The sequence below is a fragment of the Megasphaera sp. AM44-1BH genome, assembly GCF_003467125.1.
Taxonomy (GTDB): Bacteria; Bacillota; Negativicutes; order Veillonellales; family Megasphaeraceae; genus Megasphaera.
The window spans coordinates 47557-66386 of sequence record NZ_QSFA01000007.1 but is presented as its reverse complement, the minus strand read 5'-3'; the positions used below and the strand labels follow the sequence as shown (position 1 = coordinate 66386).

Sequence of the window (18830 nt, the reverse complement as noted above, 5' to 3'; positions counted from 1 at the left end):
GATGCTTATTATACGCACGGTGTATGAGAAAGTCAAGAAGTTTTTTTCTTCTTATCTTTAAAAAAGCACGTATCGAAACGTTAAACTTAAAATTATTAATATTGATTATTCGGATATTCTCATTAATAATTAACGTCCTGTATTCATAGAATCTTAGAATTGTAATGCATTCCCTCTCGTTATTTCAAATTTCATTTTGTCTTACTTTTGCTGAAATTTGTAGTATAATGAAGAAAAATCCCGTAAACCAAGGAGGTCCTGCCTTATGAAAAAGATATGTTTCTTCCTCATCCTGCTCGTTACGTTAGCAGGTGTATCCTTTGCCGCAGATACGGCCAGTTCATCACCTGCAGCCGCCACACCAGCTTTGGCCAGCCAGCCGGCAGCGGATACGGTACGCTTTGACAACGAACGGACGGTCCTTCTGGTCCGCACGACACAAAGCGGCTACCCCGTCCGTTTCATGGAGCAGCGTCTGCGCCAGCCCTTCCGCCTTCCCTACTGGGACCGTCTGTCTGCAACAGAAACCATCTCTCCGGAAGATATTACAGAAGATACGATGCAAAAACTGGCCGGATCGTACAAGGCGGATATCGTCCTCGTACCGGTCGTGCGCACCTGGGTCTGGCGGCAGTATCACGCATACCGCGGCTGGTACGATGATGACGAATTTTTCACAGAATGCTGGTATGACCTGCGGGTATACGCTTACAATGCCAAAGACCAGACACTAAAGAGCTATAGTTCCCGCGGCTCAGAACGGGATGAAGCCTCTATCCTCAACGATCCTAATGAAATCCTGGGACGGGCCATGGACCAGATTCTGGAAAAAATGCCGTACAAACGTATCCCGACAGACATCGAACGATAATCAGCCGCTGATTTTACGCTGAGAAGCTTCCATCCAGGCCGCACCGGCAATTCCCGGCGTCGTCATTTCCCATGGGGACAGGATATGTTCCATCTGTTCTTCCGTAAGGATGTGATGTTCCCGGATAATATCCCGTACGGGCCGTTTGGTCGCATAAGCTTCCCGTGCCAGGAAGGACGCTTTTTCATAGCCGATATGTGGCAGCAGTGCCGTGATGATGCCGACACTGTGATCTACCCAGTACTGGCACTGGCTGCGGTTGGCTTCCAGTCCCTTCAGCAGTTTATCGATGAACGCATGAATGGCATTCGTCAGGCACTGCATGGCACTGAAAAGATTATATGCCATGACCGGTTCCATGACGTTGAGTTCAAACTGGCCGTTTTCCGAAGCGAAGGTGACGGCCAGATCGTTGCCGATGACCTGATAGCAGGCCTGGTCGAGCACTTCTGCCATGACCGGATTGACTTTCCCCGGCATGATGGACGAACCGGGCTGACGGGCTGGCAGTTTCAGTTCATTGAGGCCACAGCGCGGGCCCGATGCCATGAGGCGGAAGTCATTTGCCATTTTAATCAGCACCAGAGCCGTGCATTTCATGGCCGACGATACTTCGGCAAATCCGTCCGTATTATTGGTCATGTCGATGAGATTGCTGGCCGTCGTAAACAGTTCGCCCGTAAGTCCCGACAATTCTTTGGCCACACCGCGGATATACTGCGATTCGGCATTGAGGCCCGTACCGACGGCAGTGCCGCCCATATTGATGGTATGTACACCTTCAAGAGACCGTTTGATCCGTTTGCGACCGCGATGTACGGCTGATGCATAGGCGCCCATTTCCTGGCCCAGTGTCACCGGGACCGCATCCTGCAGGTGTGTCCGGCCCATTTTGATGACATCTTTAAAGGCTTCCTCTTTATCGAGAAGCGCCAGTTCCAATGCCCGCAGTGCATCATTCAGTTTTTTGCCTTTCAGGATGAGGCAGACCTTCATACTCGTAGGAAATACGTCGTTTGTAGATTGGGCCATATTTGCATGATTATTCGGCGATACGATATCATAGCGTCCCTTGGGCTGGCCCAGGATTTCCAGTGCGCGGTTGCAGAGCACTTCGTTCATATTCATATTGACCGATGTGCCGGCACCACCCTGAATCGGATCGACAGGGAACTGATCCAGCCATTTTCCCGCCAGGATTTCATCGGCGGCCTGCACAAGGGCTGTGCCGATTTTCTTCGGCAGACGGCCTGTTTTCATGTTGGCCAGCGCAGCTGCTTTTTTGACCAGCGCCATGGCATGGATGAAATCCGGGTCGAGATGATTGCCTGTAATATGGAAATTTTCCATAGCACGCATGGTCTGTACGCCATAATATACATCATCCGGCACATTCATTTCTCCCAAAAAATCATGTTCTGTTCTCATGATACCCCTCCTGGTCACGCACTGTTGTATACAGTATGCAATGATTATGATAAAAAAATAAATGAAAATTTATGAATCCATATTTCCTAGGAATCAGCATAGCAAAAGGCGCTGCCGGATTTATGTCCAACAGCGCCTTTGCCGCATGTCCTATGAAATTTAGCTATATCTTAACGCTATTTGAAATGGTTGTCAAGATGGAGTATGCCACAACGGATACAGGATATATTCTTCCATATCGTGCAATTTATTGAATATAATTCTAATTTCTTTAAATATTTACATTGTCTTCCGATTGCCTTATAATTTTCTTAGGATAAGTCTATCTTAAAATTTTGTTTTTATAAAGGAGACGATTTGCATGGAATTAGAAGAAATGTGGAAAAAGATGGTCGATTGTCTGCACAAAGAAGTTAAACCTGCCACAGGGTGTACGGAGCCGATATCTCTTGCCTACGCATCGGCTGTAGCCGCAGAAAAGCTGGGCCAGCCCGTAGAGAAAATCGAAGCAAGGGTATCGGCGAATATGATGAAAAACGGTATGGCCGTCATCGTACCGGGAACGGAAACACCGGGGCTGTACATTGCGGCAGCTGTCGGTGCGCTGGGCGGTGACCCTAAAGGCGGTCTGCAGGTACTGAAACGCTTGTCTCCCGAAGTCGTACGGAAAGGCAAAAAGATGGTCGCTGACAAGCTCGTATCCGTCGATATCGCTGACGTACCCAACGTTCTCTATTCCGAAGCCAAAGTCTATGGCGGCGGTCATACGGCACGGGTCTGCATTGCCGACGATCACACCAATGTCGTGCGTATTGAAAAAGACGATGCCGTCCTCTTTGAAGCACCGCCCATGAAGAGCGACGAAGTCTCCCCGGAAGAACAGTTCCTGAACAACCTGACATTAAAGGACGTCTATCAGTTTGCAACGGAATGCCCCATTGGCGATATCCGCTTCATGGAAGAAGCCGCCAAATTGAATGAAGAATTGTCCAAAGTCGGTCTTTCCGAAAAATACGGCCACTGCATCGGCTATACGATGAAATCAGAAATCCACACGGGCTTCCTGAGCAATGCCCTGCAGGATACGATTATCATGAAAACAGCCGGAGCATCTGACGCCCGCATGGGAGGTGCCCCGCTTCCGGCCATGACCAATTCCGGTTCCGGTAACCAGGGCATTACCGCCACCATTCCTGTCGTCGTAACGGCCCAGAAAGTAAAAGCATCCAAAGAACAGCTTATCCGTGCCCTTACCATGTCCCACATGACGGCCATCTACATCCACAGTTTTCTCCCCAAACTGTCAGCTCTCTGTGCCTGCGGCACGGCTGCTATGGGTGCCGCTACGGGGATGGTCTGGCTTCTGGGTGGCAAATTCCAGGACGTACAGGACACGATTTCCAATATGACCGGCGACCATATCGGCATGGTATGTGACGGCGCCGGAAACAGCTGCACCCTGAAAGTGGCCACTGCCTGCGATGCCGCCTGCCGGGCTGTCATGCTCAGTCTGCACAATATCCGCGTAACCGGCAGTGAAGGCCTGGTCAGCAACAATCCCGATGAATCCATCCGCAACATTGGCGAACTGGCTAAAAAGGGAATGGAACAGACCGATAAGGAAATCCTGCAGATCATGCTCCACAAAAACAAGCTCGATACCTGAAACGTTTCAGACAGCTTTTGAAAACAAAAGAATTTACACAAACATAAAAGCCGAAGCAAGATGAGCATTTTCCCATCTTGCTTCGGCTTTTATTATTACAGGTCTTTTTTCAGATAAATCACATTGGGCATAGGATTGTGGTAATACGCCGGGATTTCTGTAAACCCGAACCGTTCATACGTATGGATGGCGCTCTTCATCGTATCGGTGAACGAATCCAGCACCATTTCTTTATATCCGTCCGCGCGGGCCTGCCGGACAATCTGCTCTACGAGCATGCGGCCGGCATGAAGATGACGGTATGCCGGTTTTACGTACAGGCGTTTCATTTCGCACCGGCGGTCATCATGACAGTGATAGGCAACACAACCGATAACCATCCCGTCATCGGCCACAGCCGCATAGATGCGCCCGTAAGGCGGTACATAGCGTTGTTCCAGATGGGCCAGCTCATCCGACAAATTCTGAAAGCTCAGATCCATGTGCAGAGAATCGGTATATTCCACAATCAGCTTCTTTAATTCAGGAAGCCGCTGCGTTCCATCAATAATTTTCATGCCAATCCCTCCCGTACCTTTTTTCTTTTAGTATACTACAGAGCTTTGGTTTTTCCTATATATGACCCGCTCATCCCTAAAACGCATAAATTAATAGTTAGAGCTTGTATTCATGCAGCGTATCATATACAATAAGTATAATATGTTATTCCCGGAGGTGATGATCATGTTTACCAAGCGCGTACTGGCTATCCATGATTTATGCTCTTTTGGCCGATGCTCGCTTACTGCTGTCGTACCGGTTATTTCTGCCATGGGATTTCAAGTCTGTCCCCTGCCGACATCCTTGTCGAGTAATAATATAACCTATCCCACCTGTTATAGTTCGGATGTATTGCCAGATACACGTTTATTCATGGAGAAATGGGAGGAAATCGGCTGTTCCTATCAGGCTATTTACAGTGGCTTTTTATCAGATTTCCAACAAATTCAGATTGTCAGGGAAGCCATCAGCCGTTTTTCTGACGAAGATACTCTCGTCGTCATCGATCCGGTCATGTCATTCGACGACCATCCTCTTCCGTCTTATACACCGGATATGATTGAAAACATGCGCAGCCTTATACGGCAGGCCACGGTCATTACACCTACGCTGATGGAAGCCTGTATGCTGACCGGGACACCAGTTGTCCCATCTTCTCCTTCCTTGAAGGACGTTCTCCGGCTGTGTCATCTGCTCTCCTCACTGGGGCCGCGGTATATCGTGATTACCCGTATTCCCGCATCAGATATAAAGATAAACAGCGTCAGTTTTGACGGCCTTACCCACACCTATGATGAATGCCGGATTCACCGCACGCGGAAATGTATCGATGGCCTGAACGATTTATTCGCCAGCGTCCTAACAGGCGCACTGCTCCGGAATCATTCCATTCACATGGCCATGCGCCTGTCTCTCGATTTCCTGTCCTATGCCCTTGATTATACCCGTCAGGCCGGTTCCGACGCCCGTGAAGGAATCCAGATTGAACCGTGCTTACGACAGCTTCTCAAGATTTAACGAGACAGTCTTTTTGTATTTTGAAAGAATATATCCTGCACAACAGACGAAAAGGGCCAGTGCCGCCGGAACGACAAATTCTGTCCAGCCGCCAGCCGTCTGCATAATCAGCTGTCCTACGATTTTATCATGCATAATCATAGAACCCGCCGTTCAGCCCAGAAGGCCGGCACCGCCATAGAGTACAACAGGAAAGCGGTCCATGACTCTTCCAATGACCGTACTGCCACAGACGATGATGGGGATACTGATGAGAAATCCGCAGGCGACGAGGAGAAAACTGCCATGAGAGGCTCCGGCAATAGCCAGTACATTATCGACGCCCATGGCCGCATCGGCAATGATGATGGTCCGGATAGCCCCCATCAGATTATCCGAAGCATTAATCTGTTCATTATGCTCTGCCGGCAATAATAATTTTACAGCAATGGGCAGCAGGATAAGTCCGCCCAGAACCTGCAGATAGGGAATCGTCAGGAGCCATACGGCAATCAGCGTCATAACCAGGCGGATGACGACAGCTCCCCCCGTGCCGATGAGGATGGCTTTTCTGCGCAGAGCCGCCGGCAGCTTATTGGCCGCCATGGCAATGACGACAGCATTATCGCCACCGAGCAGAATATCCAGCATAATGATAGAAATGAGGGCCGTCACAAAATCCCAGGAAACAAAGGTCCATTCCATGATGTATTCTCCTTTACATGAACATACGATAAAAAATGAGACTTTCCCATGCCGTCTGACGGACAGTATGGAAAAGTCTCACCTATTGTAAAATGGTTACAACGCAGGCGCCAGCCCAATCGGGCATGCATGTTGACGCCAGCTAAAAGGTTACTCCCTTTTACTACTATATGTGGTTGTGCGAATAGTATACCAGATACGGAGGCCTCGTGTCAATAGAATTTAGAATGCCGGAATGACCGCTCCCTTGTATTTTTCTTCCATGAATTTCTTGATAGGTTCGCTCTGATAAATCTGGACAATCTTCTTGTATGTCGGATTGTCGGCATCCTGTTCTCTTACGACCAGTACAGCCGCAAAAGGCGAATCTTTATCTTCCCGGAACAGCGAATCTGCCATCGGGTTGAGTCCTGCTTCCAGCGCATAATTTGTATTGACCGCTGCCAGATCGACATCATCCAGGGAACGGGGAAGTTGGGCCGCGTCAAGTTCTACAATCTGATAATTCTTAGGATTTTCTGTAATATCTGTAATGGCCGGGAATTCTACGCCATCTTTCGTCTTGATGAGTCCGGCCTTTGCCAGAAGAAGAAGGGCACGGGATCCATTGCTCGGATCGTTCGGAATAGCAATCTTGCCTCCTTCTGGCAGGTCTTTCAAATCCTTGTATTTATGAGAATAGACTGCCATAGGCGCTACGAGGATTTTGCCGATAGCTTTCAGCTTCAACCCTTTTTTCTGTACCATGTTGTCCAGAAATGGTTTATGCTGATAGGAATTCATACCGAGTTCCCCGTTATCCAACGCCGCATCAGGCGTAACAAAATCAGAGAATTCTACGACCTGGATATCGATTCCCTGTTTAGCTGCTTCTTTCTTGACTTCTTCCATGATTTCCGCATGAAGCCCCTGGGTAACGCCTACCTTGACAGGCTTCTTATCCTGGGAACTGCCGGAACCAGAATTGGATGAACTGCCACAGCCAGCGGCAAATACGCTGATGGCAGCAATGGCAGCAACGGTAATAATTGTCTTGACTACATGTTTCATGGGCTCTGTTCCTTTTCCATACAAAACTTTGAGAAATGGCGGATTCATCTTCCCGCTGTACCATTTTCGAGGCGAAGAAAAAGCCATCAACAGACGGTGATGGCTTGTGAATCAATCGGTATTCATCTGCCGGAACCTTCCGTTGGAATTGGCACCTTTCTGTAATAGCAGGTTGCCGCAGCGTCACCGGGCCAGTCCCTCAGCTGCTCTTGATGAAATCATATTCTCTTATTGAAGCAAATTCTACCATGGAATACAGAATCCATTTGTAGCCATTGATACGAATTTCTAAAAAAGTCACGGGGAATATAAGAAATTTGAATTTAATTCTATTTCTACCAGCCTTTTTTACCAGCAAGAACGGCATCAGGGATGTCTCCTTTTTCAAAATCCGTCATTGCCTGATCCAGAATGGCAAACCCTTTCTTCAAATGGTCATCTGATATATTGAGCGGTGGCTGTACCCGAAGGACATTGGCACCAACATTAATAATCAGGAGATGATTTTCATAGGCCCGGTATAAAATTTTATAAGTACCTTCCGGATCAGCCCTGCTTTGATCCGTTCCCTCTTTCTTTACAATACCAATACCCATAGACATGCCGATTCCCCGCACAAATCCTACTATATCAGGATGTTTCCGCTGCAACTGACCGGCTTCTTCCCAAAGGAGCTCAATGGTCCGGGCCAGTTGTTCCTGAAAAGCTCTTCGCTGCAAGATGGTAAAGAGTGCATTTCCTGCCGCGCAGGATACCTGGTTTCCTCCCAGCGTAAACAGATGAGCCGGAGCAGGAAGAGAATCCATGATGTCAGCCCGTGCCATAAAAGCCCCCAGAGGGAATCCCCCGCCGATAGACTTTCCCATAATGATACCATCGGGGATGACACCATAGTGTTCGATGGCAAAAAACTTGCCTGTCCGGTAAAAGCCCTGCTGTACTTCTTCAGAAATAAATAAAATATGGTATTTCTTACATAAGTCATATAGTTTCCGGATGAATATCGGATGCGCCGGCAATATGCCCCCATCTCCCTGTATCGGTTCGATGACAACAGCTGCTACTTCCTCCGGTGACAGATACATCGAAAAAGCATTCTCTATGGCCTGCAGACAATCCCGCTCTACCTGTTCATCAGGGAGATTGATGCCAAAAAAAGGAAAATGATAAATTTCTGGAAGAAATGGCCCCATTTTTTCCCGCATTCTCGGTGTGCAGGCAGTCATACTGCACGAACCGTAAGTATTTCCATGATACGAGTTCAAAAAGGTAATAATTTTTTTCCTTCCCGTATAAGCCCTGGCAAATTTTACAGCACAATCATTGGCATCGGACCCACAGTTGCCAAAGGCAATCTTAGCCTTTACCCCTCCCGGATAGACGGAAACCAGATTTTCCGCATAGGTAATCGTCGCTTCGTTATATGTGTATGCCGGAGTATACTGCGTGCATTTCTGAAATTGCTCTTGTACGGCAGACATGATTTCCGGATGGCAGCTTCCCAGATTCAGCGATGATGCACTCGTAAGGAAGTCAATAAAACGGTTGCCATCTTTATCGGTCACAATATCCCCCTGTGCAGATTCTACTACAAGAGGAAAATACGAAAGATGCTGGCAAGTTGCAACAACTTCTGCATCCCGGTTTACCCATTCCTGACACGCCATCTGTTTCATACTCTTTCAGCTCCTTCTCCTCCAAAATCCGGTACGTTAATTCTCGTTATACATTTCCGCTTCAATTTCAGCATCTGGATCATGACTGTTAATTTTATATAAGCCAATCGTGAGCATAGGCAGTGCAAAGAAGAGGAAGAACCCCCAGCATATAATGCCATAGCCCTGAGCAATAAGCGGAATCAGCCCAAAGGTAGACACAACGACCCCCAGAGCGGTAAGACCCACCGCAATGGTCGGACGTACCCAGCGTGGTACATAGCCTTTCGCCCGTTTATATGCAATTTCCACACGGTCATCCACGGCTTTGATAAAGCCGGTGCCAGTCGCGATGAGCGTACCCAGGAGTACGCTTTCGAAGAGAATATAAAGCCACAGCATATTCAATTCTTCGAAAACGACTGCAACAGGTATTTCTGCCTGGATAGCTGCCGTAAAATTGCAGCCCATCACCAGTAGGAGCAATACGGTCGGAATAATGCCAAAGATTCCGGAAATAATTCCACACACGACAGCTTCTTTGCGGGTTTTTAAATCCCGTACCGTGTATAATACCACGGCGACAACGACAAGATTATAGAAGGAATACCGCAGGCCATTGAACCACCAGTCGCCTCCAATTTCCGCCCTGGCGAATTCATTGGCAATGGCTCCGCCGAATTTGTAGAAAACGACAGCCATGAAAAGGATGTATACGGCATACAGAACATATCCCCACAAGGTAAGTGCCTTTTCAATCGTTGCCGTTCCTTTCAAGATCAAAATCACCATACCAGCCGAAAGGATTCCAATACCAAACCATTTTGAAAGCCCGGTAAGACTGTTGAGCATACTGCCAGCACTGGCACAGACGACGCCCATAATGATGACCATCATGGCCCAGTAACATACTTCATACAGGATAGCACCCCGTCCGAGAAGCTGTTTCATGAGAGATCCATAATCATAGGTCTTAAAAATACGGACGAATTCAAAGGTAATCACACACATCAGTGTCCAGACAACCATCGTAATCATCTGTGCCAAAAAACCACCCAATAGTCCCTGCGTCCCAAAAAATTGCGCAATCTCAGCACCTGTACCATAACCGCCGCCAATGACTACTTGTTGAAAAACAAAACCGGGAATAACATATTTCGTCCAACTCGTCTTCGCCTTTTCCATATCGTCACGTCCTTTCTCTAATACATTTTGTCATGAAAAGTGCAAAAGATATCCTGCTGACAGCGCTATCGTGTACAATTATCGCTCCGCCCTAAATCATTATGATATATATCATGTGAAATAATGAAAAGCCATACTCCGGAATATACGGCATAGCTATCTTTTTATCAAATTACCTGTTCGGTATTTACGCTCCCCGAAGCTTGATTTACAATACATATATAAGGACAATTTCGTATACCAGCAAAGTTGTTTTATATTTTATTGTCCCTTTGTTTCTATTCTTTATATTATTTCCATTTCTATGTTCATAGAATAATTCATTTCAAGTGTCTTTAATAGGCTATTATTATGACTAAAACTTAAATTTCTTTGTATCTTCCATATTTTTTCTTTGTTTATAAGGAGGAATCGCATTGAAACTTGCTTTTATTGTACCCAAGACCCATACTCATCTTTTAACCAAACTTGTCGGACAATTTTCCCAGATAGAAATTACACCGATTATTTACGATGCCATTTTTGATATTCCGTTCTGCATCGAAGGGCGGCAGCAGGAATTCGACCAGCTTTTGTTTTTGGGAGAAACAGCAAAGCTCTATACCCAAACCAAGATAACTCCCAGCATTCCCTGGGAATTTGTCGAACATTCCCACGCAGGCTGTCTGAATTATTTGTTTCAGCTTACCTTGCAGGGGCATAATATCTATCATCTGGTAACCGATATACAGGATCACCAGCTCGTCTTCGATATTTATGAAGAACTGGGCATTCCCCTCGATCAGACCCACATTGTCTTTGCTCCTGTGTATGATTTTAATGAAGCCTATATTGAAGAGACACTCCAATTTTTCAAAGCCCAATGTCGTTTTAATAAGGATATTGCCTGTCTGACAAAATATGCCAAAGTATATGAACCGTTAAAAAAACTGGGCTATCCCGTAGCCTGTGTCGTCCCCACTTTACTGGATATTTACAACAGCCTGCAGAAAGTATATACGACCTATTTGTTTACGGTCAGCCGGGACAGCCAGTTTGTCATTATTTACGTCGGCATTGATGATTTCAAAAACGACAGACTGCCTTATACAGAACGCAATGAATATCAGGGCATGCTGGAAAATGTCAACGTCATCAAACACATCTATGATTTATCTGTAGAAATTGAATCTCCTGTCTTTCACGTTACGGAACAATTATTTATGTTTTTCACCTCCCGGGATATCATTGAACGACGGACAAGGGGACTAGAAGATTTCTCCATGTTTGAAACTATCCGGGAAAATACAGCCAGCACTATCAGTGTCAGTATCGGGTTCGGCAAAACGGCCATAGAAGCACAATATCATGCCCGTATCGGATTGAACCGGGCACGTCACGGTGGCGGTAACCGTATTTATCTCGTCTATGACCTGCATCACATATACACCCCTATTGATCGGCAGCCGGAACCGCACCCTAATATTTCCAATGAATTTCTGGAAATCAGCCAACGGACCGGCATTGGCGCACTGACAATCAGTCATCTCCATTCGTTCATCCTTCAGGCCGGGAAAAATGAATTCACAACAGCAGAAATTGCAGATTTCCTGAAAATCACGCCCCGGTCAGCAGCCCGCATGATTAATAAGCTATTGGAAAAAGGATACTGCTTTGAAGTAGGCAAAAAATATCAACGCAAAACAGGACGCCCCAGCCGTATTTTGCAATTTAAGTTATAATACACAGTTTATTTATCTAAGGCATACAAAAAGGACTGTTCTGCCACATAAGTCATGTTTCATGTGATAGAACAGTCCTTTTTCATTTGTTCATTGCATTGTACTTACAAAAAAGCCTTGCCAATCAGACAAGTCCTATCATTTGCCCAAAATGCAGTAGCAATTGGATGCCATATCCAATAATAACTGTGCCACAGACGATGTTGATTCCACGGAGGATCCGGGCGCTGAACCGACTGCGGAAACAGGAAATGACAAGTGTCAGTCCGGTAAACCAGAGGAAAGAAGCCAGCATGACCCCACTGATAAAAGGCGAGAATTCAGCCCAGGAAAGAGTAACCTGAAAGGCTCCGAGAAGCATGGTGCCATCTAAAATAGCCTGGGGATTGAACCAGGTCACGATACAGGCTTCGGAAATCGTTTTGCGTACGGAAAGTGGTTTTAATTCGGCCGCCGTTTCCTGTCTGGAGCGGATGAGGCACAGACCGATGTAAAGAACGATCAGGCTGCCGATTCCCAGAATGACCAGTTGTAATGCCGGAAATAATTGTAACAGCCTGCCTACGCCAAAAAAGCAGGCCAGTGACAAAGAAATGTCAAAAAAAATGACAATACAAGCCGTCAGCAAGGCCCGGCGGCGCGTACTGTTCAAGGCTGCATTAATCACAAACAGGTTCTGCATGCCAATGGGAGCCACATATGCCAGCCCCAGTGTCAGTCCCTGAAGGAAAAAAGTCATAATACGCCTCCTCTGTCAGCAGAACTTCTCTATTTCTGCGTCACTATAATACACAACTTTATTTAGTTTACCTGATACGCTCTCTGGCTGTCAACGTGGATTGAGCCTTTACAACGTTTCTGTAAACTGCATATTAGTCACACATATAGTAATTAACGTGTCATGTCTTACAGGGCCTTACCGATTCTTTACACAACCTTTATCGTCCCTGTATGTTTACCACCTATGATGAAAAAGTAAACAAATCACAGGCAAAGGTGGGGATTTTCATGGCAAAAACGTATGTACTGGACACGAATGTCCTGATCCAGGCACCGTATGCATTGCAATGTTTTGAAGAAAATCATCTCGTACTGCCCTTAGTCGTCCTGGAAGAACTGGACGGACTGAAAAAAGCAGAGGGAGAACGGGGTTACAACGCCCGGCAGGCAATCCGCATTCTGGAACGGCTGCGGCTTGCAGGCAATCTGCTCACTGGAGTACCTCTTTCCAACGGCGGTACGCTCCGCGTCGAAACCAACTGTATCCATGAAGAACTGCCCGACTCGCTTCCCGACGACCGTTCAGACAACCGCATCCTGAAAGTATGCTGCCATCTGCGCAGCCTGGAACCTATACTGGTAACCAAAGACCTGCTGCTTCGTCTGAAAGCACAGGTTCTCGGTATCGAAGCCCAGGATTTCAGCACGGAACAGATCAACGTCCACCAGCAGCCCTATCTGGGCCGCATCGACTGGTACGTGGCAGAAGATGCATTCGCCTCGTTCCGCGCCGATGGCATCGATCCGGCCGCACTCTACCAGCTCGGCCCCGATGGCCAGACTCTGCATCCACCCCTGTACGAAAACGAATTTCTTCTCCTCCGGGCCGATGCCTCACGGAATAAGACCCACCTGGGATGTATCCGTCACGGCCGGGCTGTACCACTTTTATATGCTGATGCAGCGCCCTACGGTGTCCGCCCGCGCAACGCCGGTCAGTATTTCCTGCAGGAAGCACTCATGCGCCCCGCCGATGAAGCGCCTCTGGTCATCATCAAAGGCCAGGCTGGTACTGCCAAAACATTTTATTCCCTTGCCGTAGGCCTGGAAAAAATCGTCAATCACCCTACCCGGGAATACCGCCGCATCCTCATCTGCCGTCCCAATGCCCAGTTTGATACGGATATCGGATTCCTGCCTGGCGATGAACAGGAAAAAATAGCGCCCCTGTTGCGCCCTATCCGCGACAATCTGGAACAGCTCGTCGATGGCAACGAAGACCTGCGCTATGAAAACGAACAGGAGCTGGCCGAGCGGATCGACGAAATCTTTGACCGGCAGATCATTCAGGCAGAAGCTCTCAATTTTATCCGCGGCCGTTCTCTTGAAAAAACCTACCTTATTATCGACGAAGCCCAGAACATGACCCCCAACCAGGTCAAAGGCATCATTACCCGCGTCGGGAAAGGCACCAAAATCATTCTTCTCGGCGATCCCAACCAGATTGACCGGCCATTCCTGGATGAACGGACCAACGGCCTCATGTATGCGGCAGAAAAAATGAAGGAAAGCCCCCTTTGCTGGCAGGTCACCATGCTTCCGGGAGAATGTGAACGGTCGGAACTGGCCCTCGATGCCATATTACGGCTTTCCTAATACGAAAAGGAGAAGGACTGGACGGATCAGTTCTGTCAATAAATGATACATGAAGAAATTTACCTATGAAAATATTACTCACGCGAAAGAATTGAACATATATCTGGAACAGGGAAACCGTGTACTGGGAGCCCTGGGTTATACCGATCATTCCGGCAAGCATACAGCCAAAGTCGCTATGACAGCAGGCAAACTATTGAAAAAGCTCGGATACGACGACCATACGGTAGAACTGGCCCGTATCGCCGGGTACATGCACGATCTGGGCAACAGCATCAACCGCGCCAGCCATGCCCAGACAGGAGCGCTCATGGCATTCCAGTTCCTGCGCAGCTGGGGAGCCCCTCTGGAAGATATCGCCATTATCATCTCTGCCATCGGCCAGCACGATGAATCGAACGGCACGGCCGTCGATCCCGTCTCGGCAGCCCTCATCCTGGCTGATAAAAGCGACGTGCGCCGCAGCCGGGTGCGCAATACCGTCCCGGAAACGTTTGATAAGCATGACCGGGTCAATTATGCCGCCCTGTCCTCGACACTGCACGTAGACGTACAGAAGCGGATTATTACGCTGGAAGTCGAACTCGATGAAGGCATATGTTTCCTTATGGATTATTTCGAAATTTTTCTCCAGCGCCTGCTCATGTACAAACGGGCCGCCGAAGTCCTGGGCCTGCGCTTCAAGATGAAAGCCAACGGCAGCAAAATCAGCTGATAGTCCGTTTCGTCAGACAGTCCGCAATGAACTGTGTCTGTACTGTGACGAAACCGCCATCTTTTCTGTGTATACTAAGGTCTATTGATATATGTTATTAGTTTTACCTGTCATCAGAAAAGAAGGTCCTATGCAAATGAAATGGAAATCCTGGCGCCGGCTGGGCGCCGCTGTCATGCTGTGTCTCTCACTGGGCAGCACGTCTTTTGCTGCCAATCATATTACCGGTGCTGAAGCCATCGGGGAAGTTACAGGAGATGGTGAACACGTCTCTCATGTCATCGTCCAGTACGATGCGCCGGTTCTTTCGTCTTCCCTTTCCCCTTCCGACTATACCGTCGATGGCCGGACGATTGAAAAAGTCTATACAAACACGGCAGCAGAAAAAACAACTGCCAGCACGGAATCAGGGAACTATGTCGTACTCCAGCTCCAGTCCCTGCCTCTCGTCGATTCCTCTGTCGATCCTCATCCGGAAGACGGCCCCGTCAAAGACCGTCAGAAAAAAGGCCACGGCGGCGGCCCCCAGCTGGGAAGCCACGGTAATCCCAGCCCACTTCCCGTCATGAAGGCAACCGTCAGCCAGACGGGATTTGTAAAAACGGCATCGGGCGCTCTCTATGGGCCGGAGGAAAGGATAGAAACTTCTAAATCCAGGGATCTGATCGTCGAAGATTTTATCCAGGGGACCTTTACGGACAGCCAGCAGCAGAATGCTGTATTAAAATATAATCTCTATGTTCCGGAAAACTACGATCCACAAAAGAAATATCCCCTCGTCCTTTTCATGCATGATGCCGGCGTCGTCTCACCGGACGTCAAAGCCACGCTCGTCCAGGGACTGGGAGCCGTCACCTTCGCATCGCCCGAATGGCAGTCCAGTCATCCCTGCTTCGTCCTGGCACCCCAGTACGACACGGTCATCGTCGATGACAATTACGACTACGGACCGGAACTGGATCGTACGATCCACCTCATCCAGTCTCTCTGCCAGACTTATTCCATTGATACACGGCGCATATACAACACAGGCCAGTCCATGGGCGGCATGACATCGATTGCCATGGATGTCAAATATCCTCACTTCTTTGCCGCATCGTATCTCATCGCCTGCAAATGGAATGCCGCCGTTACGGCTCCTCTTGCCAGCCAGCCGCTCTGGACGGTCATCTGTGAAGGCGATGCCGGTGCCTACCCGAGCATGACGGAAATACTGGGGAATCTGGAAAAAACCGGTACCAAAGTCGATCGCCAGACACTGGATGCCGATGTACCAGCCGCACAGCTGCAGGCCGGAGCCGCTTCCCTGATTGAACCAGACTGCAATCACTATCTTACGATTTACAAAGGCGGCAGCCACCGGTACACATGGCTGTATGCGTACACGATGAAGCCGGCACTGGAATGGATATTTTCCCAGAGCCTGCCGGAAACACACTAATTATCAAAAACCTCTTCCTGCCTCATTGACAGGAAGGCGTTTTTTTACGTACACTTACTATATACAAAGTTCCATATACAAGGAGGGTTTTCATGAAACAATACGATGTCATTATCATCGGCACCGGAGCAGCCAACATCATTGCCGATGCCGCAATCGGTCAGCATAAACATATTGCCATCATCGAACGGGGCCGGTTCGGCGGCACCTGCCTGAACCGGGGATGCATCCCGACGAAGGTCATGGTGACGGCAGCCAATCTGCTCTGCGAAATACGGGAAGGCGCCCGTATCGGGGTCACAGCAGAAAACGCCACGCTGGACTGGGATACAATGGCCCGCAGGTTGTGGCAGAAAATAGACGAAAGCCCGGCTATTCAGACTTATTATGACCAGTTCCCTGACGTCGATACGTATAACGGCACGGCCTCGTTTACCGGCAAAAAAACGATTGCCGTGACAAAAACAGACGGCTCTTCAGAAGAACTGGAAGGCCGGCAGATTTTTATCGGGACTGGCGGACGGACGAACATTCCCGCACTCCCCGGCCTTGAAGAATGCGGTTATATTACGTCGGAAACATTCTTTGGCCCCAAATTCCCGGATAAACCCTATAAGAGCCTGATCGTCATCGGCGGCGGACCCATCGGCTGCGAATTTTCCCATGTCTTTGAAGCGGCCGGTACCCAGGTCACCATCGTCCAGCACAACGTCCGCCTCCTGCCGAAAGAAGAACCAGAAATCTCAGCGTTCATGCTGCGCCAGTTCCAGAACCGCCACATCGATGTCCGTCTGAATCAGGATACCCTATCTGTACGGAGCGAAGGCGATGAAAAGGTCCTGACCATCCGCAACCGTACAGACGGTACGACGGCAGAAGTACGGGCAGAAGAAATCCTCGTGGCCCCCGGCATCCGCCCTATGACAGAGCTGCTGCATCTGGAACATACCGATGTCCGTCTCGACAGCCGCGGTTATATCCTGACCAATGAATTTCTCGAAACCAGCGCAGAGGGCATCTGGGCCCTGGGCGATGTCAATGGCAGGGCGCCCTTCCGCCACAAAGCCAATTACGAAGCCGAAATCATTGCCCATAACCTCTTTTCCCATATGCCCCGTGAAAACTGGCGCTGGGCCCAGTACGACGCCGTACCGGCCGTCACCTATACCTATCCGGAAACGGCCCATGTGGGGCTTACTGAAGAAGGGGCACAGAAACAGGGCCATGACGTAGAAACGGCCGTCAACCACTACTCCGCCGCGGCCAAAGGATATGCACTGGGATACGAACCGGGCGCCTCTGATGATGGCTTCATCAAGCTCATCATCGACAAAACGAGTAAACAGATTCTCGGCGCCCACATCGTGGGCCATGAAGCGTCCATCCTCATCCAGCCCTTTGTCAACCTTCTTATGTGTGGTACCCACACGGTACAGCCTCTCCACCGGGATATTGCCTCCGCAGACGCACAGTACCTGCGCAGCCTCCCTCTTACACGCACGCTGGATCCGCGCAGCGTCTATACCCTGAGTGAGACCATGACGCCCCATCCGTCCCTTTCCGAAGTTACCATGTGGACACGGTACTATTACGAAAAAAAATAATACCCGGTCTTACCGGCCAGGATTCATCATGATTCACCAAAAATGAAACAGAGGCTGCAACAAAACAGGTCCCAAAACCCATTTGTTACAGCCTCTGTTGTATATTACCGGAGTCTCACTTTATATTGGCACGGTATCAGCGCTCCTGCTGATACCGCACATCCTGCATCGTTCGTTCTCAGGCTTCTTCGATAGCGCCTGCCGGACAGTTGTTCATTGCGTCTTTGGCAGATTCTTCGAGTTCCGGAGCTACATCATCGGGAATCGCTTCAGCCATACCGGAATCAGCCATATGGAATACTTCCGGGCAGGAACCGGCGCACATACCACAAGAGATACAGGAATCATTTACTTTGAATTTCATAAGTCATCGCTCCTTTCGCGATACATATATCATGTAGAGGACTTGTCGTATTCCGGTTCATCACCGTTTCCTCTTTACACGTATAGTATACCCTGCGCCGCGTTGATTGTACGTTGTAAATATAACAAAAATGCAAATACATCGATTTTTTTCAATTTTTTACCCCTTGACAAAACGTCACGAAATGGATATACTAGTAAAGTACCGTTCAGGTACAGTCATGTGCCACTTTAGCTCAGCTGGTAGAGCATCTCATTCGTAATGAGAGGGTCGTTGGTTCGAATCCGATAAGTGGCTCCAATAAAAAAAGGCTTCCGAGAAATCGGAAGCCTTTTTTTATATCATGCTCCTTCCGATTGTCTCGACCGATATAATAGCGATATTTCATTCCGTATTTCTTCAATGACGGCAGTTTTACATACACAATTTCACCCTCATCCGTCTTCCACCCTTTACGCCTATGGCAAAAAGTACTATGCTGTACATATAGGTGATACTATTGTTGACTGGAGA

At 48.4% G+C, this 18830-nt stretch carries 17 protein-coding genes, 1 tRNA gene and 1 riboswitch; of the genes, 9 read left to right on the top strand and 9 right to left on the bottom strand.

Annotation, left to right across the window (positions count from 1 at the left end; all coding sequences use genetic code 11):
- Positions 1 to 265 precede the first annotated feature (265 nt).
- Positions 266 to 871, top strand: a complete 606-nt coding sequence (locus DW949_RS06540) for a hypothetical protein (protein ID WP_118022441.1) — start codon at positions 266 to 268, stop codon at positions 869 to 871.
- On the opposite strand, the gene DW949_RS06535 is transcribed toward DW949_RS06540, so the two are convergent.
- Positions 872 to 2299, bottom strand: a complete 1428-nt coding sequence (locus DW949_RS06535) for an aspartate ammonia-lyase (protein ID WP_118022440.1) — start codon at positions 2297 to 2299, stop codon at positions 872 to 874.
- Between the two features lie 361 nt (positions 2300 to 2660).
- Here DW949_RS06535 and DW949_RS06530 point away from each other — a divergent pair, with 361 nt between their 5' ends.
- Positions 2661 to 3965, top strand: coding sequence for a serine dehydratase subunit alpha family protein (locus DW949_RS06530; RefSeq protein WP_118022439.1), 1305 nt, complete (start codon positions 2661 to 2663; stop codon positions 3963 to 3965).
- Positions 3966 to 4060: 95 nt separating this feature from the next.
- On the opposite strand, the gene DW949_RS06525 is transcribed toward DW949_RS06530, so the two are convergent.
- A complete protein-coding gene (locus DW949_RS06525) occupies positions 4061 to 4522 on the bottom strand; it encodes a GNAT family N-acetyltransferase (RefSeq protein ID WP_118022438.1) in 462 nt (153 codons plus the stop codon).
- A 166-nt stretch (positions 4523 to 4688) separates the two neighbouring features.
- Here DW949_RS06525 and DW949_RS06520 point away from each other — a divergent pair, with 166 nt between their 5' ends.
- Positions 4689 to 5522 (top strand): pyridoxamine kinase, encoded by an 834-nt coding sequence (locus DW949_RS06520; RefSeq protein ID WP_118022437.1) that lies wholly within the window; start codon positions 4689 to 4691, stop codon positions 5520 to 5522.
- Here DW949_RS06520 and DW949_RS13795 read toward each other — a convergent pair.
- The 5 genes from DW949_RS13795 to DW949_RS06500 all read right to left on the bottom strand — a co-directional run bounded on the left by DW949_RS13795 (position 5499) and on the right by DW949_RS06500 (position 10096).
- Positions 5499 to 5663, bottom strand: a complete 165-nt coding sequence (locus DW949_RS13795) for a hypothetical protein (RefSeq protein WP_158570649.1) — start codon at positions 5661 to 5663, stop codon at positions 5499 to 5501. The genes DW949_RS06520 and DW949_RS13795 overlap by 24 nt on opposite strands.
- Before the next feature lie 12 nt (positions 5664 to 5675).
- Positions 5676 to 6206 (bottom strand): TerC family protein, encoded by a 531-nt coding sequence (locus DW949_RS06515; protein WP_118022436.1) that lies wholly within the window; start codon positions 6204 to 6206, stop codon positions 5676 to 5678.
- A 222-nt stretch (positions 6207 to 6428) separates the two neighbouring features.
- On the bottom strand, positions 6429 to 7256 hold the full coding sequence (locus DW949_RS06510) for a MetQ/NlpA family ABC transporter substrate-binding protein (RefSeq protein ID WP_118022435.1): 828 nt from the start codon (positions 7254 to 7256) through the stop codon (positions 6429 to 6431).
- A 119-nt stretch (positions 7257 to 7375) separates the two neighbouring features.
- Positions 7376 to 7475, bottom strand: a riboswitch (SAM riboswitch).
- A gap of 116 nt (positions 7476 to 7591) precedes the next feature.
- The gene (locus DW949_RS06505; protein WP_118022434.1) at positions 7592 to 8932 is read right to left on the bottom strand and encodes an aspartate aminotransferase family protein; all 1341 of its coding nucleotides are present in this window, start codon (positions 8930 to 8932) and stop codon (positions 7592 to 7594) included.
- A gap of 36 nt (positions 8933 to 8968) precedes the next feature.
- On the bottom strand, positions 8969 to 10096 hold the full coding sequence (locus DW949_RS06500) for a hypothetical protein (protein ID WP_118022433.1): 1128 nt from the start codon (positions 10094 to 10096) through the stop codon (positions 8969 to 8971).
- Between the two features lie 416 nt (positions 10097 to 10512).
- On the opposite strand from DW949_RS06500, the gene DW949_RS06495 reads away from it, so the two are divergent.
- Complete coding sequence (locus DW949_RS06495) at positions 10513 to 11817, top strand: hypothetical protein (protein ID WP_118022432.1); 1305 nt, start codon at positions 10513 to 10515, stop codon at positions 11815 to 11817.
- Positions 11818 to 11941: 124 nt separating this feature from the next.
- On the opposite strand, the gene DW949_RS06490 is transcribed toward DW949_RS06495, so the two are convergent.
- The gene (locus tag DW949_RS06490) at positions 11942 to 12556 is read right to left on the bottom strand and encodes a LysE/ArgO family amino acid transporter (RefSeq protein WP_118022431.1); all 615 of its coding nucleotides are present in this window, start codon (positions 12554 to 12556) and stop codon (positions 11942 to 11944) included.
- Positions 12557 to 12825: 269 nt separating this feature from the next.
- On the opposite strand from DW949_RS06490, the gene DW949_RS06485 reads away from it, so the two are divergent.
- From DW949_RS06485 to DW949_RS06470, 4 genes are all read left to right on the top strand, one after another.
- The gene (locus DW949_RS06485) at positions 12826 to 14193 is read left to right on the top strand and encodes a PhoH family protein (protein ID WP_118022430.1); all 1368 of its coding nucleotides are present in this window, start codon (positions 12826 to 12828) and stop codon (positions 14191 to 14193) included.
- Between the two features lie 49 nt (positions 14194 to 14242).
- Positions 14243 to 14908 carry an HD domain-containing protein gene (locus DW949_RS06480; protein WP_118022429.1) on the top strand — a complete coding sequence of 222 codons (666 nt, stop codon included), beginning with the start codon at positions 14243 to 14245 and terminating at the stop codon, positions 14906 to 14908.
- A gap of 136 nt (positions 14909 to 15044) precedes the next feature.
- Positions 15045 to 16349 carry a hypothetical protein gene (locus DW949_RS06475; RefSeq protein WP_118022428.1) on the top strand — a complete coding sequence of 435 codons (1305 nt, stop codon included), beginning with the start codon at positions 15045 to 15047 and terminating at the stop codon, positions 16347 to 16349.
- A 92-nt stretch (positions 16350 to 16441) separates the two neighbouring features.
- Complete coding sequence (locus DW949_RS06470; protein WP_118022427.1) at positions 16442 to 17953, top strand: NAD(P)/FAD-dependent oxidoreductase; 1512 nt, start codon at positions 16442 to 16444, stop codon at positions 17951 to 17953.
- Between the two features lie 178 nt (positions 17954 to 18131).
- Here the strand turns inward: DW949_RS06470 and DW949_RS06465 are convergent, their stop codons facing one another.
- Positions 18132 to 18317 (bottom strand): ferredoxin, encoded by a 186-nt coding sequence (locus DW949_RS06465; RefSeq protein WP_118022426.1) that lies wholly within the window; start codon positions 18315 to 18317, stop codon positions 18132 to 18134.
- A 224-nt stretch (positions 18318 to 18541) separates the two neighbouring features.
- On the opposite strand from DW949_RS06465, the gene DW949_RS06460 reads away from it, so the two are divergent.
- Positions 18542 to 18617 (top strand) — tRNA-Thr (locus DW949_RS06460).
- Positions 18618 to 18830 lie beyond the last annotated feature (213 nt).